The following is a 2,416-nucleotide window of genomic DNA, read 5'->3' as shown; positions in this document are numbered from 1 at the left end:
CATATATACATAACCTTAATTATTTTTGATATTATATCAGAAATTTTAGTAGTTAACATTAGTCACTACATCTTCCGAATTTTTAAAAAAATAATCCCCAAGAACACCCAAAGTATAAGCATTATAAGAGATGGGTATTTTAGTGCAGCTGGAGAATTTGGAAATAACAATAAAAATAAAAAGATGCTACTCAATACCAAAGAAATTAAACTTCTAGTTTTATCTATAAATGATGAATAAAAAAATTTAAAATTTATTAAACTAATATATAAAAAAGATACGATAATTCCAATAGAAGACATATCAACTACATACAATAAATATTCCCTTCCAAAAAAAGGTAATATAGCTGATATACCTGCAACAAAAAAACATATTAAAATAGGAGAATTATGTTGATTTGTCCGTGTGAACTGTTTTGATATAATATTGTTTTCACTTAAAGAGTAAATAACTTTGCATGTTGCTATAAAAAATCCATTTACACCACTTACAATAGCACAAAATACTCCAAGTGAAAGTATAAGTAAACCATAAAAGCCAAAATAATTCTCCACTCCTTGTCCGACGACCCATATAGTATTTTTAAAATAAAGATATGGATATGAAAAAGCGGCGATTGTTAAAACTAAAATATAAATAAAACATCCTATAATAATAGAAGCACAAACCAACTTATTAAAAACATGAAAATTTTTATGTTTTACATCTTGGATAATCTGAACAGCGCAATCAAATCCTATGTACAACCAAGGGGATATTGCGACTATTTTTAAAATACTCTCTAAATTTATATCTTGGTTTAAAACATAACTTATTAAATTTTTCCAAGAAATTTCACTGGATGACATACCTACTATACAAAAAAGAATACTAATAAATATCACTGCTGTTAAAATATTTTGAATATATAGGGCAATCTTCACACCTTTTAAATTAATATATAGCACCAATGTCAAAATTAAAAGAGATAAAACAATATTATTCAAATATATAGGTTTATTATTAATATAATATAAAACATTATTTTGTATATAATCAAATTGTAGATGATCAAAAAGTAATGATAAGGCTGTTAAATTTAAAGGTATAATACACAAATATGCTAAAACCAAGAACCAACCGCAAATAAATCCATGCTTTCTACCAAAAAAATGCAAAGTATATAAAAATTCTCCTCCTGTTTGTGGAAATATTTGTGAAAGTTTAAAATAATTTGTTGCGATAATAATTATAAGCAGCGCACCCAATAACAAACCTATTATAGAGTTTAGAAAACCCAAATCTAAAAATAAAACTCCAGGTAAGGCAAATGCACCCCATCCAATAATACAACCAATACAAAAAAATAATATATTATAATTTAAAAACATCACTTTTCCACATTTGCCCTAGTTTCAAATCCCATTCAGATGGCTCTATTTTAGCTTTACCACAATTTGGTGTAAATGTAAGCTCGCCTATATAAATTTTAGTATCTATATAATACATATCAACCCGAATATAATCAAAATCGGTAGATAATAATGTTGCTAGTTTTAACATTTTTTTCAATTTGTCTGGTTTTTCAATTTCCCTAGGATCTCGCTTATTAAGATATACAATAGGAAATACCTTCCAATTAGGATAATATAAATTATTACAAGTATGAGATGAGTTGGCTACTTGTATAAATTTCGTCTTATGACAAAAAACATGGAATCTATAATCTTTCAAGTCATTATTATTTTGATTTAAATTTTCTTCTATAAACACCCTAGGAGTTATATTTTTATAATGCCACTCTTTTGAAATATCATAATAATTTCTATCTAAATGCTTTTGTAATTTAGCTAAACATTCTATTTTTTTATTAGTATCTGCCAAGAAATTTACTTTATTATCAACAACTACAACACCACCCCAATCATGATTTGTCTTAATAACAAAAGAATCAGGTAACTGATTAAAGTCGATATCTTTTGTATGCTTATAAACACCATATATTTTTGGCAAATAAACACATTTGTTAGTATTTTGAAGCTCACTAGATAATTCATCAATATTTTTTGATAAAACTTCAAATATGTTATTATTTAATACACCATGTTCTAAAATATATTGAATATAAAGTCTTACTTTTATTTTATCTGCTAAAAATGTGTAAATATCTCTTCTATCAAATAAAATTCTATGTATTATTTTTTCATTAAACGTTTTAGGTTTACGAAAATCTGGTTTATAATGAAAAAAACTTTCATGTCTTTTAATAAAATACTGCTCATCTAAATCTTCTCCTTGTATACCCCCCCCCTGTTGCTTTTTTTAAATTCCTTCCTTTAACAATTTTCTTTTTATACAACACTCTCCCAATCTCAAACCACATCTTAACATATCCACCTTTATACCAAGTTTTATTAGCTTGTATAAGAGCTTG

2 protein-coding genes are annotated in these 2,416 nt (G+C 25.8%); both read right to left on the bottom strand.

Annotated elements, in window-relative coordinates:
• Window positions 1-65: 65 nt before the first annotated feature.
• Window positions 66-1,373, bottom strand: coding sequence for an APC family permease (locus tag L8V85_RS08250; RefSeq protein ID WP_263737821.1), 1,308 nt, complete (start codon window positions 1,371-1,373; stop codon window positions 66-68).
• Window positions 1,357-1,995 carry an ATP-grasp fold amidoligase family protein gene (locus tag L8V85_RS08245; protein ID WP_263668167.1) on the bottom strand — a complete coding sequence of 213 codons (639 nt, stop codon included), beginning with the start codon at window positions 1,993-1,995 and terminating at the stop codon, window positions 1,357-1,359. The genes L8V85_RS08250 and L8V85_RS08245 overlap by 17 nt, the downstream gene beginning before the upstream one ends.
• Between the last annotated feature and the right edge of the window lie 421 nt (window positions 1,996-2,416).

The organism is Campylobacter sp. IFREMER_LSEM_CL2090 (assembly GCF_025771865.1).
Lineage (GTDB): Bacteria > Campylobacterota > Campylobacteria > Campylobacterales > Campylobacteraceae > Campylobacter_D > Campylobacter_D lari_D.
Note: the sequence above shows the minus strand (reverse complement) of the source record. Positions and strands in the feature narration are given on the sequence as shown.